Source organism: Haloarcula hispanica ATCC 33960, from assembly GCF_000223905.1.
GTDB classification, from domain to species: Archaea; Halobacteriota; Halobacteria; order Halobacteriales; family Haloarculaceae; genus Haloarcula; species Haloarcula hispanica.
In genome coordinates this window covers 426,610-447,821 of record NC_015943.1, presented here as the reverse complement: position 1 = coordinate 447,821, position 21,212 = coordinate 426,610, and the positions used below count along the sequence as shown (strand labels likewise).

General features: G+C 62.0%; 18 protein-coding genes. 9 read left to right on the top strand and 9 right to left on the bottom strand.

What is annotated here, in order from left to right; translation table 11 throughout:
* Positions 1-48 precede the first annotated feature (48 nt).
* The 9 genes from HAH_RS17135 to HAH_RS17095 form a co-directional block, all read right to left on the bottom strand.
* Entirely contained in the window at positions 49-543 is a 495-nt protein-coding gene (locus tag HAH_RS17135) for a DUF3592 domain-containing protein (RefSeq protein WP_014030962.1), read from the bottom strand.
* A 361-nt stretch (positions 544-904) separates the two neighbouring features.
* A complete protein-coding gene (locus HAH_RS17130) occupies positions 905-1,693 on the bottom strand; it encodes a histidinol-phosphatase HisJ family protein (protein ID WP_014030961.1) in 789 nt (262 codons plus the stop codon).
* Positions 1,693-2,439 carry a 2-phosphosulfolactate phosphatase gene (locus HAH_RS17125; RefSeq protein ID WP_044952617.1) on the bottom strand — a complete coding sequence of 249 codons (747 nt, stop codon included), beginning with the start codon at positions 2,437-2,439 and terminating at the stop codon, positions 1,693-1,695. Before HAH_RS17125 ends, HAH_RS17130 begins: the two co-directional genes overlap by 1 nt.
* Positions 2,440-2,624: 185 nt before the next feature.
* The gene (locus HAH_RS17120) at positions 2,625-3,434 is read right to left on the bottom strand and encodes an energy-coupling factor transporter transmembrane component T family protein (RefSeq protein ID WP_008308251.1); all 810 of its coding nucleotides are present in this window, start codon (positions 3,432-3,434) and stop codon (positions 2,625-2,627) included.
* On the bottom strand, positions 3,434-5,179 hold the full coding sequence (locus HAH_RS17115) for an ABC transporter ATP-binding protein (RefSeq protein ID WP_023842942.1): 1,746 nt from the start codon (positions 5,177-5,179) through the stop codon (positions 3,434-3,436). The genes HAH_RS17120 and HAH_RS17115 overlap by 1 nt, the downstream gene beginning before the upstream one ends.
* 1 nt (position 5,180) lies before the next feature.
* Complete coding sequence (locus tag HAH_RS17110; protein ID WP_014030958.1) at positions 5,181-6,035, bottom strand: hypothetical protein; 855 nt, start codon at positions 6,033-6,035, stop codon at positions 5,181-5,183.
* A gap of 335 nt (positions 6,036-6,370) precedes the next feature.
* Positions 6,371-7,726, bottom strand: coding sequence for a bifunctional metallophosphatase/5'-nucleotidase (locus HAH_RS17105; RefSeq protein ID WP_044952614.1), 1,356 nt, complete (start codon positions 7,724-7,726; stop codon positions 6,371-6,373).
* A gap of 249 nt (positions 7,727-7,975) precedes the next feature.
* Entirely contained in the window at positions 7,976-8,887 is a 912-nt protein-coding gene (locus HAH_RS17100) for an acetamidase/formamidase family protein (protein WP_014030955.1), read from the bottom strand.
* 119 nt (positions 8,888-9,006) lie between these two features.
* The gene (locus tag HAH_RS17095; RefSeq protein ID WP_014030954.1) at positions 9,007-10,113 is read right to left on the bottom strand and encodes a tubulin/FtsZ family protein; all 1,107 of its coding nucleotides are present in this window, start codon (positions 10,111-10,113) and stop codon (positions 9,007-9,009) included.
* A 196-nt stretch (positions 10,114-10,309) separates the two neighbouring features.
* Here HAH_RS17095 and HAH_RS17090 point away from each other — a divergent pair, with 196 nt between their 5' ends.
* From HAH_RS17090 to HAH_RS17050, 9 genes are all read left to right on the top strand, one after another.
* Positions 10,310-11,458, top strand: coding sequence for an FAD binding domain-containing protein (locus HAH_RS17090; RefSeq protein WP_014030953.1), 1,149 nt, complete (start codon positions 10,310-10,312; stop codon positions 11,456-11,458).
* Between the two features lie 121 nt (positions 11,459-11,579).
* Positions 11,580-12,089, top strand: a complete 510-nt coding sequence (locus HAH_RS17085; protein WP_044952611.1) for a universal stress protein — start codon at positions 11,580-11,582, stop codon at positions 12,087-12,089.
* Positions 12,090-12,344: 255 nt separating this feature from the next.
* Positions 12,345-15,539 (top strand): molybdopterin-dependent oxidoreductase, encoded by a 3,195-nt coding sequence (locus HAH_RS17080; protein ID WP_014030951.1) that lies wholly within the window; start codon positions 12,345-12,347, stop codon positions 15,537-15,539.
* Positions 15,539-16,720, top strand: coding sequence for a 4Fe-4S dicluster domain-containing protein (locus HAH_RS17075; RefSeq protein WP_014030950.1), 1,182 nt, complete (start codon positions 15,539-15,541; stop codon positions 16,718-16,720). The genes HAH_RS17080 and HAH_RS17075 overlap by 1 nt, the downstream gene beginning before the upstream one ends.
* Before the next feature lie 10 nt (positions 16,721-16,730).
* Positions 16,731-17,450, top strand: a complete 720-nt coding sequence (locus HAH_RS17070; RefSeq protein WP_014030949.1) for a TorD/DmsD family molecular chaperone — start codon at positions 16,731-16,733, stop codon at positions 17,448-17,450.
* Positions 17,443-18,483, top strand: a complete 1,041-nt coding sequence (locus HAH_RS17065) for an ethylbenzene dehydrogenase-related protein (RefSeq protein ID WP_014030948.1) — start codon at positions 17,443-17,445, stop codon at positions 18,481-18,483. The genes HAH_RS17070 and HAH_RS17065 overlap by 8 nt, the downstream gene beginning before the upstream one ends.
* Complete coding sequence (locus HAH_RS17060; protein ID WP_014030947.1) at positions 18,480-19,310, top strand: HEAT repeat domain-containing protein; 831 nt, start codon at positions 18,480-18,482, stop codon at positions 19,308-19,310. Before HAH_RS17065 ends, HAH_RS17060 begins: the two co-directional genes overlap by 4 nt.
* 2 nt (positions 19,311-19,312) lie before the next feature.
* A complete protein-coding gene (locus HAH_RS17055) occupies positions 19,313-19,924 on the top strand; it encodes a hypothetical protein (protein WP_014030946.1) in 612 nt (203 codons plus the stop codon).
* Position 19,925: 1 nt separating this feature from the next.
* Positions 19,926-21,173, top strand: coding sequence for a P-loop NTPase (locus HAH_RS17050; RefSeq protein ID WP_014030945.1), 1,248 nt, complete (start codon positions 19,926-19,928; stop codon positions 21,171-21,173).
* Positions 21,174-21,212: the final 39 nt, after the last annotated feature.

Below are 21,212 nucleotides of genomic sequence, written 5' to 3'. Positions count from 1 at the left end.
CACATGATGTCCAGTAACGACACGGACAGCCGAACAACGGAAGGGGACTCAGAGCTTCTTCACGGCAGAGAAGGCTGCAAAGAGGGTGAATAATCCGCCAAGTCCAATAGCGATGATCGGTGCGTTCGACGTTTTGTTTTTCAAAAACGCATCTCCTGGCTCGTCTGGAGACACGTATGCAGTTGTCTGTGTCCCCTGTTCGTAGGATTCGATCGCTGATTCGGCTGCTGACCGTCTCTCATAGTTCCGCTCAATATTCGCTGGGTATAGTTTTGTCCCGGTGTATGTCGTTCCATTATAGGTGTATTCAAATTCGACGTTCGGTTCGTACTTTACGCCCGGATTTGACGCTGTTCCGCTATCCGTTTCGATACCGAGTTCCGTAATGTTCGCGTCCACTTCAACCGAGTTTCGAACTGCTTCAGTCTGCTGAACGTAATCGAATCCCCCGTAGCTAGCGATAGCGATACCGACAACGAGATACAGTACTGCGCCACCCAGAGTATCTGGACCAGTAACACGAAGCCCTGAATCGTTGGCCATGCTACCAGTCTCCTCCGGAAAATTTGATGGCTAACGACAGCCAAGTGTCTTTGAGAAGCTCAAGTAATTGAGGACTGAACTGTTTATTCAGATGAATGTGACGGGGCAAGCAGGTCATAGCCACAGTTCGGGCGCTATGTCGTGGGAGTGTACGATGGTACTCCTGGAGGGCGGAATACACAAGATATCATCATAAGGGCTGGCCACTAAAACCTATATAGCCACTACCGCAGTGAGATATTCGCTGTGTTCACAGCATTCGAACAGTCGCTATAGTAACAATTGAAACGAATTACACACTGACCGCACTGCCGTCGTGCGATCAGGTGTGCATTGATTTTCAATGGCTACTATAGGTTGCTCAAAAATCACGGTACTGTTGATTGTCGCGTAGTACAGCAGCAACAGGTGACCGGTCTAGTGTTTCAGTCAGTGTTCGTAGTTCGGGGACTCGCTGCGAGAGTTCTGCAGGCGTGTGGCTGTCCGATCCGAGGACGAACTGGATTCCATACTCGGTAAACAGATCTAGCATCGCTGGGTCGGGATGTACCCGGCCGAGCGAGCGATGGACGCGGCCGGCGTTTACCTCAGGCACTGTCTCGGAGTCAGCAAGCGCTCGTGCGACCCGGTCGTAATCCGCTCGAGTTGTGTGCCGTCGCAACGTTGGAATGCGTTCTGGGAGGTCGAGGTGCCCGACTACGTCGAAGAGTTCAGATTCGATGAGCGCAACGACCGCATCGTAGTACCGCTCGACGGCCCGCCGGCGTTGCGTTGCGGACGCAGTAACGTATTGTGTCCTACTGGTGTAGTCGTACTGGTCGGCGAAGTGGACGCTCCCGATAGTGTATGCGAAGTCGGCGGTGTCGAGAAACGACGCAATACACGCCTCGGTGCCTTCGACGTAGCTTACTTCGGCAGCATCGTACAGTTGGAGGGCAGTCGTGTCTCTGGCAGCACGAATGTCCTCCCGGCGCTGTTGATACGTTTCGACGAGGTCGTATTTCGCACGTCGCCCGAAGTCGTCTTCAGTGACGATACAGTGATCAGTCAGCCCGAGTGCAGACAAGCCAGCCTGTTCGGCCGCGGTAATCATTGCGTCGAGATCCGACCCATCCGAGTACGTGGTGTGCGTGTGGATATCGGTCCGCATCAGATCTCGGTCTCGCCACTCACGTCATAGAGTCGTTGCCCGTCCAGTTTCGGAACGACGTCACGGCTGTCGAACGCGAGTGTGTACTCGTAGAGGTCCGTACGCTTGATCTGTGGTTTCTCCTCGTACTTCGGCCCCTTCCCGAACTGAACGACTTCCCGATAGATATCGCGTTGCTCCGGTGTCAGTGGCTTCCCGTGCAGTTGCCGAGCAATATACAGCGCGCCAACGAGGTCCTCAGGCGAGGGTTTCCCTCTCGAGCCGGCAGCAACGAAATACGTCTTGCGGTCGCTGTCTGCGAGATAGTCGGCGACCGCTTTCCCGTTAGTCAACCCACCAACGTAGATATCGACGTCGTCACCGCCTGCTAAGCGGATATCCGTGACCGCGTTCCCACCGTTGGTCGAAGTCATCGCAGTCGGCCGACCGGCGACGTCAATATCCTGAACGAAGCTCGGTGAATTAAAGAAGTCGTATCCCTCCTCGCCCCGATAGTCCGGGCCGGAACTCCCGCCGATTTTCGCGTCTGGATGTTCAGCCTTGAATGCTGGTTCGTTCCCCCGTTCCTCGGTAATGTAGATGTACTCCGCGCCATTCGCAAACAGTTCCGGGACCGTCGTCGAGAACTGCGCCACGTCGACGACGACATAGTTCCCTGGATCGGGATCGTCCGGAATCTTTGCTCGGCCGAGAATAATCGTCTCCAGCAGTTTCGATTCGAGCGAGTTCCCCGTAATCAGGCTCATATCACTCACTCAGTCCGTCATGTCAAAAAGACCGCTAAGAGCCCTATGGACCAGTTACACTCGATATGTATCCCTCAATATACGGTAGACAGTGCCAGACTGTCAAAGGGTACACTGGAGTTCCTTTTGATAGGCTATAAGAGAATGAGAACGTGGTAAGGAAACAGTCAACGGCGCGGAGGACATCACAGAAGAAGCGCGAGTCCGGTAACGACGAGCAGAGAACCGGCGAAGAACCCGACATCGACGGGTCGAATCTGCATGTCCGCCAGCCGAAGTTCCGTACTCGCCTCGTCGGCTAGTGAGTGCGAGAATCCCCGGGCTTCCATGGCCTCGACGGTGACGCGACTTCGCTTTGCCACGTTGAAGATCATCGGATAGAACGCACGCACCGATAGCTTCAGCAGGTAGACGTAGTGCCGCCAGCGGAATCGCCCGGGTGAGTCGGGAGCCGTACTCCGTAACCGGAACGAGTTCACCAGATCGTGGTACTCCTCAAACAACACTGGGAGCATCCGGTAGCCGTACGTGATGAGGAACGTGAACTGTCGTGGAATCCCGAGACTTCTGAGACCCTGAGAGAGGGTCTTCGGACCCATGCTCGAGAACACCGCCAAACTCGACACGGAGATAATCGTTAACTTCAGCGTGTACGGAACTAACGCTCGAATCGCCGCAACGGGATCACCCGTAAAGACAGTCACGACAGCGTACGATCCTAACGTCGTTGCCACGGTAAACGCCATCAGTCCGACGAGGAACAGGCTGACCCGTGAAAGTACTGCGAGCACCGACACGAACGCTAGCAGTCCGAGAAGGATGGTTGTGTCGTAGAACAGCCATGGGACGAACAGGAAGACGACGTACCAGAGTAACAGGACTCTGGGGTCCAAGCGGTGGAGGAACGAACCCTCGTTCTCGTAGGCCGTCCGAAGCAAGTCAGCCTTGATCGCCTCGACGGACGTGGCATCACGAAGCGCATCGAGTGTCGTCATCACTGCTCCTCCACGGTCGGTTTCGATGTCTCGTCCGGCGGACTTGCCGTGTTCAGTCGGTCCGTGAACGCCTCGACTGTGAGCGGTGCGGGACTGAGACCGAGTTCTGTCCCCAGGCGGACCACTTGCGGTGGGTGAAGGTTCGCTCGTTCGAGAGCGGCAAGGTCAGCAAACACGTCACTCGGCGGGCCGTCAGCGATGATGTCACCGTCGTCGAGCACGACGACACGAGTCGCCCACGATGCCGCGAGCTCGAGGTCGTGTGTCGCAATCACGACCGTCTCGACACGGTCGCCCGCCCGGTCGATGGTTCGACCGACCTCCTCGCGACTCGCGAGGTCGAGACTGCCGGTTGGTTCGTCGAGCAGGATAATCGACGGGTTCGTCGCAAGCCCGATAGCCAGTGACGCCCGGCGCTGTTGGCCGACGCTGAGCAGGCGGCCGTCCCGGGACTGCAGATCTTCCAAGTCGAGGAATTCGATCACCTCGTCGACTCGCTGCTCGACGTTCGGGTAGCCCCTATCATCGAGATAGTGAGCGACATCAGCCCGGACAGTATCGTCGATAAACATCTCTTCGGGGTTCTGCTTGACGTAGACGACCTCCTCGGCCAGTTGCTCTGGGAGGACGTCTTCGGTGTCTGTTCCGCCGACGGTGACCGTCCCTTCGTCGGGCGTCTCCAAGCCAGTCACCAGTTGCATGAGCGTGGATTTCCCAGCGCCGTTGCTGCCGACGAGGACGACCCGCTCGTCTGGGTAGACCTCCAGTGAGAGGGTATCGAGAACGTCTTTTGTCCCGCTTCGGAGTGTATCGTACGACTGCGAGACGTTATTGAAGGAGATGACAGGCTTCCCTTTCCGGTTCACCTCCGGTGGTCCGTCAGTTCGAGCCACAGTGGTGTCGCCGTAATCGGTGAATAGATCGAGGCCGTCCGCGAGCGTCACCGGGAGCGGGCGAGCATCATCGAGGACGCGCTCGGCGATCCGCGTGACCTGTGGGGGATGGACATCCTGTCCTCTGAGGTCTTCCAGCTGATTGAGGGCCGTCTCGACCGGTAATTTCCAACGGACAATACCGTCCTCGACGAGGACGACGCTATCGCAGTATTCGGCGATGAACTCTGTCTGATGTTCGATAGTGACCACGGTTTTCCCGTGGGTTTCGTTGAGCGTGGCGAGACGGTCGTAGGTCTCCCGAGCGTTGACTGGGTCCAGTTGTGCCGCCGGTTCGTCGACGACGAGGATGTCTGGGTCTAGCGATAACGCTGCCGCCAGCGCAACCAAGTGTTTTTGCCCGCCGGAGAGTTCCCAGACGAAGCGGTCTTCCAGCCCGCTCAAATCGAGCAGATCTAGTGTCCGGTGGACTCGTTCGCGGTAGTCCTCGTGTCCATAGTTCATCGGGGCGAAAGCGACTTCCTCGAATACAGTCGGACTGACGAGCTGGTTATCGAACTCCTGGAACACGTAGCCGACGTGCTGTGAGAGCTCTGCAACAGAGCTCTCGGAGACATCGTGTCCAGCGACGGTAACTTGGCCTCGCATATCACCCTCGTAAAAATGCGGGATGATTCCGTTAAACGACTTACACAGCGTCGTCTTGCCGGAACCGTTCCCACCGATGATGGCGACGAACTCGCCGGGCTCTATCGTCAGCTCCGCGCCGGTCAACACAGCTTCGTCAGCACCGGGATACCGGAACTGCAGTTCGTCAACGGCAATTTGAGAGTCGTGTGTCGCTGTCATCATCTTACGCCGTTTGCGTTGCGCGGTACCAGACGATGGTGGCGACGATAGCGGAGACGACGATCGGAACTGCGATGTAACTCTGACCGAACGTCGCGAGGAATTCCGGCTCCCAGACTACGTTGACCGCCCCGCCGACTTCGCTGGCAGCCTCGGCCACGAAGGCGAGCGGGAACGCGATAAGCACCGCCAACAGCGCCTTCGGGGAAAAGCCACGCCACATCGACCCGCCGCGTTCACCCTCAAACGGTTCCATACCGAGCAGCGGTTCGACTTTACCGTGGAGTTTGGGGTAGAGATACAGTGCGGGGATGACGCCGAAAAGAATCCCCGTGATTAGCATCTGTGTGAGGAAGTCGACCCCTTCGAGCACGATAATGCTCTCGGGGAGGCCGGGTACGGCTTCCAATTCTTCAACCCCGATATACACCTTCCCAATGTCGATGAACGTAGCGAAGAACTCTTCGAGTGCCTCAGCCAGAAACACGACAATTGCCAACTGTGTGGTGTTTTCCGGGTCCTGAAGCAGTTTCGCGGCGAAATAATAGCAAACCGGGATGAGGAGCAATCCCTCCATGGCACCCAGACCATCGAACTCACCGAGCAGTATCTCTCCGAATACAATTTCGCCAACAGGAACGGCTACTGCAGCCCAGTAGGTCCTGAAAAGTAGCACCAGCACGATCGGGATAAAGATGAAGCCACCAACGCCCAGTTCTAGCGGTCCGACCGTGAACTCGGGCATGATTTCTGTGAACGCATTCTGCAACCCGGTAAGGGACATAACGAGTATGAACACCATCATGTCCTGTTTACCAAACGATAACCAACTCTCCGTATCAGCCGAGAGTGTGCTCATGCTACACTGGAACGCATACTGATGACGTGTTTGAACATTTATAATATGTATACTGACTACTATGAACCGTCCACCGTGACTCGTAATACTATATACGGCCCTGTTTAGATGTCTCCAATAACGTGGGGTGGTGTCTGTGTCGACTGAACAGGACCGGTCTGTGGGAGTCTCTGGTCGATTTCGTTTTTCCGATAGCTACCGGCTCGGCCGACCTGCACCGCGTCGAAACAAGGCCCGTCGATAGCAAGTACTGTTGGTTACTACGACAGGGTAGTTCTGGAACGGTCAGTACCTGAAGGAGACAGTTGCAGAAGGCCATCCGTGGCGGGACCCGGTCAGCAGTCCTGGAGTCGGCCACCCACCCGGACAGTGATGCCCTCTTCGCGAGCGTAGTCTGCGACGGTCTCGAACGGGAGACCGAACGAGTCGATGGTTGCCTCGTGTGGAATCGGCCAGTCATCGCTGTAGACGACGTAGGAGTTGGTGGCAAGTCTGTACTCTCGACCGGCTTCGAGACTCTGGCCGTTGACAGCCACACCGATTAGCCGTCCAGCCTCGGAATCGTACTCGACTGTCATCCCGCTGACGTCGCCGTGCCAGAGCCGTCCGTCCTCGCGGTGGGGACGGAAGGCCGCCTGCAAGAGGGTTCGTAGTTGTTCACCGGAGACGCCGAGGACTTCTACCGTACCGCCGAAGGGGTGTACGCTGGCCACCTCGCCAGCAGTGACCTCGCCGGACAGGGGTCGCCCCGTTCGAAGGCCGCCATTGTGGACGAAGCTGACGTCAGTATCGGCCGCCCAGCGATAGGCGTCAGCCACGAGGTTGCCAACGCGGCTCTCGCCGCGGGTTCGCTCGTCGAGGCCTCGATGGATCGGATCGTCGACAGTGGCAACAGTCTCCAGCAGACCGACATCGGCCAGCCGTTCGCGGGTCATGTCGGCCACGGACTCGTCGATAGGTCCCTCGGATGTCGAATGACGGGTGGCAATCGGCGAGCGGTCCCCGTCGAAGAGTTCGACTTCCCAGACCACCTGCCCGTTCGCTCCGGGGCGGACAACCAGTGTTCCGTCGACAGCCTCGTGGCGCTCCCTGTGGACGTGGCCGCCGAGGACCGCGTCGACGCCCTGAACGGCCGCAACGTCGGTCTCTACGTCGTCTCGCAAGTGTGCGAGGACGACGAAATGATCGACACTGTTGCCGAGTTCGCTGACCGCTTTCCGCACGCTCTCGACAGGATTGGTCACGTTCAGCTCTGACGCGCCGGAAGCAATCCGGGGAGTCGCGGGATCGACTACGCCGACGAATCCGACTCGCCGGCCATCTCGATGCAAGACTGTCGTCCCGTCTAATCCGGCGAAGGGAGCGCCACGATCACTCTCGCCTTCGTAAACGTTCGCGACGACCCACTCCTGTGGACTCTTCGAGACCACGTCCAGAATGGGAGCAGTCCCGAAGTCGAAATCGTGGTTCCCTACCGTCTCGACGTCGGTACTCACTGCCCGGAAAAACGGCATCGCTTGATGCCCCTCGTAGTAATGGGCGAGGACACCCGGTGCAGTGTTGTCGCCGGTGCCAGCGACTACAGTATCCTCCCCGCGGATTGACTGGATCGTTCCGGCAAGCCGACCCATCCGCACGGGGTCGTCGCAAGCGTTCTCAATGTCTGAGTAGTGGAGCAACCGGATCGACATCTTTCGGAGCCGATTCCAGCGGGGCATAGAAGTGGATACCGTTTGTGGCTTCTTGGCAGGTGGCCGATAGCAGAAGCTGTCGATTCTGGGAGGTCGTGCGTTCGTTCAGCGGTGTACGCCAGATTCAGAGCCACCAATTTGCGGAATGCCGGCAGCAGGACGAGCAGAGATCCACTATCCAGATGAGTGTCCCCGTTGAAATTGTCGTCCCGCTAAGTGCCAACAGAACTGACAGCTTCGCCGCGATAGTTAGAATGGATCTGGGAGGTATTCGCGCGGAATGGAGTTCCGCACAGTAACGAGTGGGTCGACGACTTGGCTGATTTCGAGGCCGCCAACGAGGCTCGAAAAGAGGTAGGCGTCGGTCAGCGTGTACTCGTGTTCGGCAGCGAGCAATCCGATGAGGTCCTCGTTTGCCGTCTTGACCGCATCTTCCATCGTTTCGGCACTTGCAATCGTCTTCCACGCGTCACCGGTGTCGACGAGTGGGCGCTCAAGGTCGACAGCGGCATCCGAGATTACTGAGACGGTGACGTCGATCTCGGTTCCGATTTCGGCACCAGTGCCACACATTTCACCGTCTGCCATCGCGGCCTTCGAGTCACCCATCGCTAACATCGCACCGTCCTGGAACACCGGAAAGTAGGCCGTCGTCCCGGTGGTCATATCCGTGGTATCGAGATTTCCGCCGTGGTCGTGTGGCGTCAGAGTCGACATCGATTCCTCGGACGTTGCCACGCCAATGGTCCCGATGACGGGATCGACTGGTACCTCTATATCCTTGAACGAGAGTGCCTCCCCGTCGTCGGTTATCTCCGTCACGCGCGTCGCTGGGTGTTCGATGTCCTCGTGATCCTGGAGGAGTCCAAACCCCGGTGCCGTAATTACGCGACCCAGATCCTCGGTGACTCGGACGTCTTCGATCTCAACCTTGAGGACGTCGCCGGGTGTAGCTCCCTCGACAGCAACCGGCCCTGTAGCCGCATTCACTTCTTCAGGGATCGCATCCAGCAGATCAGCGTCTGATTGAACGGCTTTGTTCAGGCTATCGATGGTTTCGAATGTGAGCGATTCCCCGTCTGCAGCCGTATACAGCGGTTCCATATTCGGGGCGAACTCGTAGACGTGGCCGTCTTCGTATGATATGACAGTCCGTGTCATCGTATGGTTTCGTTGAAAACTGTCACTTATAAATCTATTTGAGTGCAATCCGCTTTGTCTCGTTTTTTCCGCACTTCAGACGGTCTGGCTCCAGTCCAACGAGAATCTAACGGGCCGTCTCATTGTGATTCGTCGACCAGCGTTTTGAGTTCCACCAGCCGCGGCAGTTCTGTGACGCCGCTGAGTACGACCAGAACCGACAACGTGTCCCGGTCCGGCGTCGGCATATCGCCGCTCCGTACCTCCGGTGACTGCAGTTCCTCCGTGAGCCATCGCCGCCCGTCGGTAACGGCATCCCGGATCAACCACGCGGGCGGCCCGGCAAACACGGCCAGGGCTCTGTCGACCGAATCCAGCTCGCACTGGGCCGTCAGTTTGCCGCGTACAGCGCGGCGAAGTGTCGTCTCGACGGCGTTGTATGCCTCGATTTCGTCGACGTCGTCCGAGTTGTCGCCGAGAAAACGGTTCTTGAGCTGGTCTATGACTGTCTCGTCACTGCCGCCATCGTCCGCTTGCAGGTCCTGACTGGCGTAGCCAAGCGTAGTGAAACCCGAATCCGAGAGGGTGTTGATTATTTCGCTGGCGTCGACGACGCTCTGGCCGACTGCGTCGGATGCCGTCGCCTCACCCGCTGCGAATAGTGCACCCAGCCGTGTCACGACAGTCTCGTTCAGCGTCTCGGCGGCCGTCTCGACCGTCTGTCCGCTTCCGAGCCACGCTTCGTTGTCGAACAGTATCTGCCCGTCGACGGTCGGTTCCAGCGCCCGGAGTGCTTGGATGGTGTTGGCGGCTGCTTCGTCGTCCCTGCCGGCGGGTAACACCGACAGGCAGTAGACCGGGATCGTGTAAATCTCTCTGAGCGCGTCGGCAATGTGGGCCGTAGCGCCACTGCCCGTCCCGCCCGCAAGCCCGGCCACGAGGACGAGAGCGTCGATATCGCTCGTTACCAGTTGGTCTATCGGCCGGCGCACTTCGAGCCGTTCGTCTTCGATGGCGGCAGTACCGTTCGTCCGGTCCCCGTTCGTTCCGGCCCCGTTTGTTTCGGAGAGCCCGAAGGCATGCCGCCGGTCGTCCGGAAGTGCGTCGAGTTCGTCGAGCGCTTCGGTGTCCGTATCGACGGCGCAGGCCGCGCCGAGATACGTCGTCTCGCGGCGTTCGTTGTCCTGCCACAGCCGCTCGACGATCCGTCCCCCGGCACCACCGATTCCGACTGCCGCGACTCGCATACGTCGTGTTTAGTGTCGGCTGACATTAATAGTCCGACTCGGTGCGAGGCAACCACTGGGACTTCGTAGTATGATGATTTACAGCGGAAGCGACAGGGGAACTTCAGGAGCGCCTCTCGGGGCTGGTGTTCGGGAGCGATACTGTCATCGGTCGGTGGACCAGAGGCCTTTCGTACGGCAAGCGCTGAGAGGGGCCGTGTCACAGGACCTCGCCAACGAACCATCCGATTCCCTGTCCGTCACCATCTCCGGCGGGTCGATGGGCGGCCTGTTTACCGGCATCGCTCTCGACAGTGCAGGCCACGACGTGACGGTCGCCGAGCAATCGGCCGGCGACCTCCGAAGTCGCGGCGGCGGCATCGTCGCCCAGCAGTCGATCCGACAGTTCCTCTCACGACACGACATCGTCGACTCGGCGACCATCACCACCCGAGCCAGTGAGCGGCGGTTTCTGACTGCTGACGGCGATGTACGGACGTCGACACCGGATTCGATGGTGTTCACCTCCTGGGACGCCGTCTACCGTCAATTGCGGGCGGCGTTCCCGGACGACCGGTACCACGCCGGTCGGACTGTCACCGGCCTCAGGGCCACAGACGGCACGGTTCGATTCGCCGATGGGGACCGGACCGCGGCCGATCTGGTCGTCGCTGCCGACGGCGGGCAGTCGACGGCCCGTGCGCAACTGTTTCCCGAGACCGAACCGGAGTTTGCCGACTACGTCGCGTGGCGTGGTGTCGTCCCGGAGGCGGACGTTTCGGATGCAGTCATCGACGCGTTCGACGGCCGCTTCACGTTTTATCAGGGAGAGCGAACGCTCATCCTCGCGTACTTCATCCCAGGCGGCGATGGCAGCACAGCACCCGGTGACCGCCGTCTCAACTGGGTCTGGTACGACACACTCCGCGGGCGCGAGCGTGATACTATCTTTACCGACACGACAGGAGCAAGCCAGCAGTTCAGCGTGTCGCCGGGGCACCTCCAAAACCCGGTCGAAACGCGCCAGCGCGAGCGGGCGACCGAGATACTGCCGCCCGTGTTTGCCGACCTCGTTGCAACAACAGCAGCGCCTTTCGTGCAGGCGATTTACGACCTCCGGATCCCCCGGATAACAGTCGATAGGGTCTGTCTGCTCGGTGATGCGGCGTTCGTCGCCCGCCCACACACTGCCGCTGGCACTGCGAAGGCGGCCAGCGACGCCGTCGAACTAAAAGCCGCTCTCGACCGCCACAGTTCGCTCGGAGACGCGCTGGCGTCATGGGACGACGCCCGGACCGACTACGGAGAGCGTCTCGTTGCGCAAGGCAAGCGAATGGGCGACGAACGGTTGTCCCTCGGGAGTTGATGGACTACCGTTCTGCGTGTCTCGGGTCTGGGTGCAGTACTGGCTCTTCGATTGCGGGCTGTCTTCTCGCCGTGTAAGAACGAACGGTATGTTACTTGTCTACGGCTCCGGTAATCAGCGTATGACACTCGTTGTGCCGTTCGACGGCTCCGAACTGGCCGAGGCAGCACTCGTTCGGGCGACGGAGTTCGGCACCGTCTTCGAAGAGGACGTGTTGGCCATCAGCGTTATTCGGAACGAGAATGCCAAGTACGCCCGAGAACGCGACTGGATCGGGCCGAACGAAGAATTCGATCTGGAGACAGTCGTCACCTCACTGCACGAGCAGGTGATGGACCTGTGTCCGAGTTCGGATTTCCGACATACAGTCGTGGATCGGTACGCGCCGGCCGGATCGGTGGCGAAAGCCATCCGTAAGATGGCCAAGAGAGAAGACGCGTCAATGGTATTCATCGGAAGCGAAAACGCCGGCCACCTAGTCACGAGCATCAGCAGTGTCGGCGGGTCGATTGCATCGGACGACGCCTACGACGTTGTCATCGTTCGCCATCGGAACCCGTCCAAAATCGCTCAACTCAGGAACACGTCCCCGCACAGACAATCGAAATCCGATTTTTATCTCCCGGAGTAGGTACCGATAGTCTTCGGCAAGTCAATACTGTTGGCTGTAACTATTTTAAGATATTCGCCACCCCGGGTGGCGAAATTCTTTACAGACTTACAGCCGACAGTAAAGTATTGAAAACAGAAGCCCGTCCTTAGACCCTTTTTCGCCGAATATCTTCGTGCCCCGTCTCACCAATTGGGAACCTGTAGTATCGTTCATTTAGCAAAGGCCGTGGGTCCCACGTATGCAGATACGCGCTGTCCAACGGAGTGATGTCCGGTGAAACTGTCACGGCGGGACTTCCTGACCGCGGCTGGCGCAGGGACGGTCGGCGCGCTCGCCGAAGGTGCTTGGGGCGCGACACAGTCCACGGAACCGATAACGAGCGTGGACAACCCGCTCAAATCCTATCCGAACCGGGACTGGGAGCAGGTGTACCACGACATCTACGCCTACGACGAGGTGGACTGGACGGTGTGTCACCCCAACTGCACCCAGTCGTGTGCGCTGAACTTCTACATGAAAAACGGCGTCCCGATACGGGCCGAGCAGGTGTATCACAACGAGGAACCCTCGGTCGGCCCGTCGGGCTACGAGGACGCCGGCGTCAGCCAGCACTGGAACCCCCGTGGCTGTATGAAGGGGCTCTCCCTGCACCGCCGGACGTTCGAGCCGTCGCGCATCAAGTACCCGATGGTCCGCAAGGGGTGGGACCCCGAGGACCCTAACCCCGAGGGCCGCGGCGAGGACGAGTTCGAGCGCGTCTCCTGGGACGAGGCCATCGACCTCATCGCCGAGAAGATGGCGAACTTAGAGGACAACAAGCGGTTCCACATCTTCAACGCCATCAAGGCAGATGGACTGTTCACCCGGCACGGCTCGGGCCGCCGACTGGCGTCCATCTTCGGCGGCTGTGAGTGGACCGAGTACGACTGGTACGCCGACCTGCCGCCGGGCCACGTCATCACCACTGGTTACCAGACATCCGATTCTGACGCCGTCGCCTGGCGCAAAGCCGACTACACCATCATCCAGGGGAAGAACCTCATCCACAACAAGCTCGCAGACAACCACTTCCTGCAGGAGACCCGCGAGCGCGGTGGGAAGATGGTCGGCGTCTACCCGGACTACTCGCCGACGGTCCAGAAGTGTGACCGGTGGCTGCCGATCCGCCCCGGGAGCGACCCGGCGTTCGCCCTCGGCATGGCCCACGTCATCATGGCCGAGGAACTGTACGACGCCGAGTTCATGCGGAAGTTCACGAGTCTTCCCCTACTCATCCGGGAGGACACAGGCAAATACCTTCGCGCACACGAGGTGTTCGAGGACGTCGAACCGCCCGCGGAGGACATCGACGAGCAGCACGAGCACAACGACTGGGGCGACTTCGTGGTGCTGGGTGAGGACGGCCAGCCCGTAGCGATGACCCGCGAGGAGGTCGGCGAGGAGATGCCGACCACGCCACAGCTAGACGTCGACAGCGAGGTGGCACTGACCGATGGCTCGACTGTCGCCGTCAGGAGCGACTTCGCCCGCCAGCGGGACAACATCATCGAGAACTACGACCCGGAGACGGTCGAGGAGATCACCACGATTCCGGCGGACAAGCTCGCCCAGACCGCGCGGGAGTTCGCCGACGCCGAGAAGGGCCAGTGGTTCACCGGCGAGGGGATCAACCACTGGTTCCACTCCAACGACGCGCTCCAGCGGGCGGTGTTCCTCGTCCAGGCGATGCTGGGCAACATCGGCGACGCCGGCCAGGGGTACTACAACTACTCCGGCCAGTACAAGATCGAACTGCTGGACGGGTACCCCCACTACGTCAACCCGGACGGCAACGCCGCCCACGGGATGTATCCGGGCTACGCCTTCGCCTTCTTCGGCGGCGAGAAACTCGACCCCCACGAGATTCGCGGCGACTTCGACCGCGAGATGGACCTCGTCCCTCAGGGCGACGCCGAGGAGCCGGTGATGCCGAAGAACGCCGGCTCGTACACGATGTCCAAGCCGTCGATCCTGTGGACGATGAACTGCAACCTCCTGAACCAGACCAAACATCAGGAGCACGTCATCGAGAACTTCGTCAAACACCCAGACACCGAGAACGACCTGTTCATCGTCTCGGACATGCACATGACCTACTCCGCCAGACACGCCGACATCGTGCTCCCGGTGCCGTCCTGGCTGGAGTGTGAGTACCCCGACATCACCATCGGGCCGGAGAACCCGTTCGTCCAGATGGACCACGGCGTGATGGACCCCATCTACGACACCAAACAGGACGGGGAAGCCGTCGCGATGGTCGCCGAGAAACTGGACGAGAAGATTCCGCCCGAGGAGCGAAACGTCGACTCCTACCGGGCGTACTTCGAGGAGTTCCTGGAGGAAGACGGCGACGTCAAGAACTACATCCAAGAGACCTTCGACCGCGGGATGACGACCCAGAGCATCGACGTCGAGGACTTGGAGGATGGCCCGGAACGGCTAGACCTCAAGACCTATCCGCGGATTCCGTTCTACTCGCAGGTCCACGAAGACCGACCGTTCTACACGAAGACCGGCCGGATGGAGTTCCACAAGGAGGAGGACCGGTTCATCGAACTCGGTCGGGACGACATCGACCACGTCGAGAGCGTCGAGGGGACTCCCTACGGCGTGAACAAGAAGTGGGACGAAGCCAAGGACGAGGAGAACCCGCTGTATCACGACGAGGGCAACCAGTTCTACTACAACACCCCCCACCCCAAGTACCGGACCCACTCCTCGTGGGGGATGACGGACTGGAACCTCATCTGGGCCTCGCGGGACTTCGGCAGCGTCAGCGGCGACCCGGAGGGGACCGACCGGTTGGTCGATGACTTCTCGTTCCCCACCGGGGACGGCGAGTCCGAAGACGTCGCGCCGCTCGGTGAAGCGTTCGTCGAGATGCATCCAAGCGACGCAGCAGACATCGATGTAGAGAACGGTGACTACGTCCGCATCACCGGCAAGCGCGGCGACCTCGTCGTCAGAGCGATGGTCAGCGAGCGTCAGCGCCCGCGGTCGGCCGGCGACATGGGACAGCTGACGCTGTGGCACGGCTGGTGGCCCCAGCACTTCCCCGACGACGAGGCCGACGAGGACGGCGTCAAGGGGTACAACACGATCACCAACATCTGGCTCGATCCGCTGCAGGAGACCGACGACCTCGTCCACAAGGCGGTGTTCGGCGACCCCAACGTCTCCGACATCGTCGACGAGGACATCGCCTGGCACGGCGCAGAACTGGAGCACGGCTACGAGGAGACGGTGTGGGCTCCGACGGGGACCAACCGGGACGACCTCGTGGACGTGGAGAAGTACGAGGAAGCGGACTGGTGGCCCGGCGACGCCCGCCGGGACGACCTCGTCGAGGACTACATCGGCGGGTCCTTGCAACCCAGCGGTAGCGGCTCTGGCAGTACCAGCAGGAAGACCCCAGGAGGCGATGACTGATGGCACAAACGTACAACCCACAACTCGGCCGCGAGCACAGCTATCCCTACGAACACCGCGAGGAAGAGCGGGACTACCACTGGGGGATGGTCATCAACACGAACCGGTGTATCAACTGCAACACCTGCTCCTTTGCCTGTAAGTCGACCTGGACCAGCGGCGAGGGCGAGGAGTACATGTGGTGGATGAACGTCGAAACCGAGCCCTACGGCGGCTACCCGATGGGATGGGACATGCGGCTGCTCGACGATTTAGAGGCCGACCAGACCATCTTCGACGCCGCCGACAACGGCGAAAAGGTCCACGGCTACATCGCCGAGAAGCAGGCCTGGGAGTACCCCGCGCTGGGCGACGATCAGGTCCACGGCGAGTACCCCGAGGGCGAGGTCGTCGAGTCCGACCTGGAGAACGACGAGTACCACGACATCTGGCAGTTCTACCTCCCGCGGCTCTGTAACCACTGCAAGAACCCGGCCTGTCTGGCGGCCTGCCCGCGGAAGGCCATCTACAAGCGCGAGGAAGACGGTATCGTCCTGCTGGATCAGGAGCGGTGTCGCGGCTACCGCCGCTGTGTGAAGGCCTGTCCGTATCACAAGCCGATGTACAACCCCGAGACGGGTGTCACCGAGAAGCCGGTCGGCTGCTACCCCCGCATCGAGGAGGGGAACGTCCCGCGGTGTGTCTCCTCCTGCATTGGGAAGACGCGGCTCCACGGCAACATCAACCGCGGGCCGGACGCCGGGCCGGCAGGGGGCAAATCCTCCGCCGCGTCGGGGCGCTCGCCGATCAACTACCTCGTCCACTCCGACGAGAAGGTGGCCCTGCCGCTGTACCCGCAGTTCGGGACCCAGCCGCAGGTGTTCTACATGCCGCCGTACCACGTCCCGCCGGAGTTCCTGACCCAGATGTTCACGCCGAACACCGAGGTCAAAGAAAACGAGTGGCCGGGCGACACCTACGAGGAGTCGGTCCGCATCGTCCAGGAGCGGGCTCGCAACCCCAGCCACGAAGTGCTTGGCATTCTCCAGTTGTTCGGCGCGACGACGCGGCTCATCGAGACCTACAACGTCAAGGAGAACCGCGTGAAGGGCTGGGACCGCAACGGCGAGAAGGTCGTCGACGTGCCCATCGAGGAGCCCATGGAGGTCCGCGAGGGCGAACAGTGGACGAACCAACCCTGAGGTGCGTACAATGAAGAACACGCCACAACACCACACGCGACGCGCCGCACTGTACGGGTTCGCCGCGGCGGTCTTCCAGTACCCCGATGAGGCCGTCGTCGCCGATTTACAGGACGAGGCGGTACAGGACGCCGTGCGACAGGCCGGGGTCGAACTCGGGCTCGACAGCGAGGTCGAGGCGCTGCTGGACGCGCTGGACGGCGTCGACCGCGACTCGCTCGAACCGGCGTACAATCGGCTGTTCGGTCTCCCGGGCGACGGCGGCACGTATCCAGTCGTCCCCTACGAAGCACATTACACTACCGGCGACGAGGTCAACGAGAGCCAGCGCCGCATCGCCACGGTCGTCGGCCTGCTGGAGGAGTTCGGCCTTGAAATCAGCGACGAGTTCGACGAGCGCCACGACCACGTCACCGTGGAACTGGAACTGCTACAGGTGCTCGCCGCACAGCGGGCGGTCGCCCTCGACGGCGGCGACGACAAGACGGCCGTCCGCCTCGCTCGTGCGGGTGCAACGGTGTTAGACGAGCACCTCGGTGACTTCGTCCCCGCGTTCGCCCATCGGGTCCGGGAGACCGTCGACGGCGACGGCAGTTCCGACCGAGACGTGCCCGAGGCGAGCGCCGTCTACGCCGCCGCCGCGGGGCTTGCGGCGGCCCTGGTCGAGTTCGACGAGGCGAGCCATCCCGATCCGGTCTCGCCCGGCACGGGGGTGAGAGCCGATGGTTGAACTCGACTACGAGGCGGCCCGCCGGGCGACGACAGCAACGGCAGTCGTCATGGCGCTTCTGGTCGCCGGACAGATGGCCGTCGCGGCGGCCGTCACCGGTGGCCAGCAACCGCTGGTCGCGACCGACGAGGTGCCCCAGACCGCCGAGAGCGACCGCTGGTCGGAGGCTCCGTCCCGGACCGTCTCGCTGTCGAAACAGCAGATGGCCGTCCCCTACGGCGGCGGGAGCGTCGACGAGATGGAGGTGCAGGCGCTGACCAACGAGACCCACGTCGCCTTCCGGCTGACCTGGACGGACCCGACGAAAGACACGAACATCCGGTCGCCGAAGAACTACAGCGACGCGGCGGCCGTTATGCTCCACAGCGGCGAGAAACCGCCGATCACGATGGGCGCGGGCGGCGACCCGGTCAACATCTGGTACTGGCGGTCCCAGTGGCAGTACGGGAACGACAAGAACGCGGAGTGGAGCAACGATATGTACGCCTACCCGCACCCGGACGAGGAGACCAAACCGGGGCGTGCGGCCGGGAACCCGCTATCACAGAGCCAGTACGAAAACTACGGCCAAAACTACTACGCGGCCGGCTACGGGTCGCTGAGCAACGCGCCACAGCAGAACGTGAACGCACAGGGGACTCGCAACGGCGACGAGTGGTCCGTCGTCTTCGTCCGGGAACACACCGGCGAGGGCCAGCATGACGCGGCGTTCCGCCAGAACGAGACGATGTACCTCGCCTTTGCCGTCTGGAACGGGAGTAGCGACGAGGTCAACGGCAAGAAGTCACTGACGATGCAGTACAGCACGCTCGACACTGAATCGGGCGAACTCACGGCACCCGAGAGCGGCGGCAGCGGGGACAGTTCGAGTTCAGGTAGCGCCGCCAGCGGCGGCGGTTCCAGCGGCGGCGACTCCAGTAGCGGCGACGGCGGTTCGGGCGGCAGTAGCAACCCGCTGTACACGTCGCTCGGGACACTCATCGCGGCAACGGTCGCCGGCTGGACTGTCCTCTACTGGAGGCTAGCGCGATGAGCTACGAGAACTGGAGCGCACGCGGTCGGACGCCGGGCGAGACCGAGACAGAGGTCCGAAGCGCACTCGACGCTCCACAGGTCCGGACTCGGCAGGACGCCGCCATCGCACTTGTGGATGCGGCCGAGTCCGGCCTCGACCGGGAAACGATTGACGCGCTGGGAGAGCGCGCACTGGAAGACGACGACCCCGAAGTGCGGCAGTTCGCTGTCGAGGCGCTGGGTGTCGCCGGGGCCGCGCCGGCCGTCGTCCGGCAGGCGCTCGACGACGCCGAACCGTGGGTCCGGGCCGAAGCCGTCGTCGCCCTCTCGCGGGCCGGCGGCGACGCCGACCAGCCGCTGCTGGTCGAGTGTATCAAGACCGACCCCCATCCGGCGGTCCGGGAGTACGCCGCGCAGTTCCTCGGCGGCGTCGCGGAGGACGTGCCGGAGGCCGAACGCATTCTGGCCGCGATGCTGGCCCGGGAGCCGAACGCCTTTGCCCGGGCGAAAGCCGCCGAGAGCCTCGGCGAACTCGCGACCGACCGCGCGGAGCAGGCGCTCGAAGCCCACGGCGTGACCGACCAGAGCGAGGACGTCGCCCGCGCGGCCAAACAGGCGCTCGCGAGCGCTCGCGGGACCGACCCCGAGGAGCTAGATGTCGAAATCGGGCCGCCGTCGGCCCCCGGTAGCGGGCCGGACACGCCCGCGGAGCAGTCCGTCGATGGCTACGACCCCGCCGGCTCCTTTGACTCGGCCCGATCCGGGAGCGGGTCACCGGCCCCCGGCGGCGCGCCCGGGTTCGAGCCCCGGCGCGATCTGAACACCGACCCGGAGGACAGGACCTGACGATGCCATACGAACTCGACTCGACCGGCACGGCAGCGGAACAGGACGGGAACGAGACAGAAACCGACGAGGGCGGCGGTCTTGAGTCGTCGCTGGGCATGACCATCCCGGAGGACCACGTCGGTGCGTTCGTCGCCGAGGCGCTGGAGGACCCCGAGCGAGCGACGACCTGGACCGACATCGTCGACACGATGGTCGCGCCCGTCGCCCGGGATGCCTGGGCGGAGTTGTCCCCCATCGAACAGGCGACCGAGGTGCTCTCGAAGGCGGCCGAGTTCGACCGGCGGGCCATCGAGCACTTCGAGGCTGTCCCGCTGGACGGGGACCGGAGCGAAGCGGAGACGGACATCGACGAGGGGCTGCGGTGTCGGCGCAACGCCGACACGTTCCGGGACGGCGTCGCCGCCGCCTACGGCGACGGGCGGCTCGACGACGACGGCCTCGTCGACGCCCTGGAAGCCGCGGAGTTCGATACTGAGATCATCGCCAGGCGCGAGGACCTAATAGAGCGTATCGACAGCGTGTTCGAAATCGACTACCGCCCCTACGGCGGCACGTTGATGGACGACGACGATGGTCCCGAACCGGAAACCGAACACGGGGAGACGTGGTAATATGTCCGGAGAGCAGCCCGAACCAACGGAAGACGCGGTCAGGGACGCGCTTCGGACTGTGGCCACGCCCGAGAGTGACGAGGACGTGGTTGCCGCGGGGCTGGTAGCGTCCGTGGCTACCACTGACGGGACCGTCAGCGTGGAGACGGCGCTGTCCGGCATGGACCCTGCCACGGCGGACGCGCTCGCCGACCGGATGCGGGCGGTAGTGCTAGAGTGTGGCGGTGTCGAGGCGGTCCACATAGAGACGGACATCACAGAGCCGGACCACGGGACTGTCGTGCCCGGTGTGGACCAAATCATCGCCGTCGCCAGCGCGAAAGGCGGCGTCGGCAAGACCACCGTGGCGACCCAGTTGGCGCGCGGACTGGCCGCGTCCGGCGAGCGGGTCGGCCTGTTCGACGCCGACGTGTACGGTCCGAACACGCCGGAGTTACTCGACATCGAGGGGCCACTCGGCTCGACCGGGGACGGCCGGGCGGAGCCGGTCGAGGTCGACGGCCTGCAGGTGGTCAGCGTCGGCCTGATCGCCAACGACGAACCGATGGCCTGGCGCGGCGCGATGGCCCACGAGGCTGTCGAGGAACTGCTGACCGACGCCGCCTGGGACGTCGACACGCTGGTGCTCGACCTGCCGCCGGGGACCGGCGACATCGTGTTGACGACGCTGCAGTCGTTCCCCGTCGACGGCGCGGTGTTCGTGACGACGCCGTTTCCGACCGCGGCCAGCGATACGGAGCGCTCGACGGCGCTGTTCCGCGAGGAGGGCGTCCCGGTACTCGGAGCCGTTGTCAACATGGCCGGGTTCACCTGTCCCACCTGTGGCGACGACCACGCGCCGTTCGGCAGCGACCCCGACCTCAGTGCGGACGTACTCGCGGAGCTCCCCATCGACGACTCGCTTCGCTCGACCGAGGGAGACGTCCCAGCAGCCTTTCGGGACCTGGGCGAGGACGTACGCGAAGCCCTTGCGGACCGGACGACGGTGACGGTTCCCGAGACTGCGCTCGACCTCCGCGGCGTCCCCGACCGGGCGCGTATCGAACAGGTTCGCGCGGAGTTCGGCGCGCTCGCTCCCGGCGAGTCGCTCCATCTCGTGACGGACACCCGTCCGGGCGACGTCAGCGGAGCCCTCGAAGATCTCACCTCGGCACCGCCACGGGTGGCCGTAGAACAGAAGCGGTCCGGCGTGTGGGCGCTACAGATATCCAAGACTGGCCCTGACCCAGCCGAAGACGTGCCCTGCTAACCGACGGTCGAACACCCGGGTTACCGGACGCCTCCGATT